Source organism: Streptomyces sp. NPDC127092, from assembly GCF_042722475.1.
Classification (GTDB): Bacteria; Actinomycetota; Actinomycetes; order Streptomycetales; family Streptomycetaceae; genus Streptomyces.
This window is the reverse complement of record NZ_JBHXFE010000389.1, coordinates 1-1,090: the sequence shown is the minus strand read 5'-3', so window position 1 is coordinate 1,090 and position 1,090 is coordinate 1. Positions and strand designations below refer to the sequence as shown.

The 1,090-nt window shown below is 70.0% G+C and carries 1 protein-coding gene and 1 pseudogene; both read right to left on the bottom strand.

Annotated features, from left to right (window positions below; translation table 11 throughout):
* Positions 1-555: FAD-dependent oxidoreductase (locus ACFWJO_RS40705; protein ID WP_386873432.1), on the bottom strand; the 555-nt coding region annotated here is incomplete at its 3' end.
* A 115-nt stretch (positions 556-670) separates the two neighbouring features.
* A pseudogene (locus ACFWJO_RS40700) lies at positions 671-1,090 on the bottom strand (leucyl aminopeptidase); the annotation flags it as partial.

The following is a 1,090-nucleotide window of genomic DNA, read 5'->3' as shown; positions in this document are numbered from 1 at the left end:
CTCGGAGCCGATGACACCGCCGCCGAGCACGATGGCCGACTTCGGGGTGTAGTCCAGCTCGAGGGCCTCCGTGGAGGTCATGATCTTCTTGGAGATGGGCAGGCCCATGGTCTTGGCCACGGAGCCGGAGGCCAGCACGATGTTCTCCGCCGTGTAACGGGTGCCGTCGACCTCGACCTCGTTCTTCGAGACGAGCTTGCCCTCGCCCTCGATGACCTGGACCTTGCGCATCTTCAGCAGGCCGGCCAGACCCTTGTGCTTGCCGGCGACGATGCCGTCCTTGTAGTCGCGCACCTTCGCCATGTCCACGGACTCGAGGGTCGCGTTGATACCGAACTTGGCGGCGTTGCGGGTCTCGTCGGCCACCTCGGCGGCGTGCAGGTAGGCCTTCGTGGGGATGCAGCCCCAGTGCAGGCAGGTGCCGCCGACCTTGGACTTCTCCACGAGGGCGACGGACTTGCCGTACTGCACGGAACGCAGGGCTGCGGCGTACCCGGCGGAGCCACCGCCGAGGACGAGGACGTCGAATTCCTGAGCGGTTGCCTTGTCGGCCACGGTGTTGCTCCTTGGTGCTGGGGTCGGTGGATCGTGGTGGTGGTGCGTCACCGCCACCCCCGGCCGTCGGCGGCGGGCCGCGCGGCCGGGGATGCGGTGGACATCGGGACCAACCTTACCGGGCACGCCCCTCGATGAGACCCAACAGGGTCCGCACCATCACGCCGGTGGCGTCCTGCGGGGTGTAGCCGTACGCGGCCGACTCGTTGAAGGAGGGACCGGCGATGTCGAGGTGGGCCCAGGGGGTCCGCGCGGCGGCGTCGCCCTCCGACCGTCCGGCGTCGACGAATTCGCGCAGGAAGGTGGCGGCGGTCATCATGCCGCCGAAGCGGTCGCCCATGTTGGAGATGTCTGCGACGCGCGAATTGAGCGAGGCGCGCAGCTGCTCCGGCAGGGGCATGCCCCACGCGAGCTCCCCGGCCGCGTCGGCCGCGGCGACGACCTCGTCGCGCAGCGCGTCGTCACCCATGACGCCCGTGTGGCGCACGCCGAGGGCGACCAGCTGGGCGCCGGTGAGGGTGGCCACGTCGAGCAC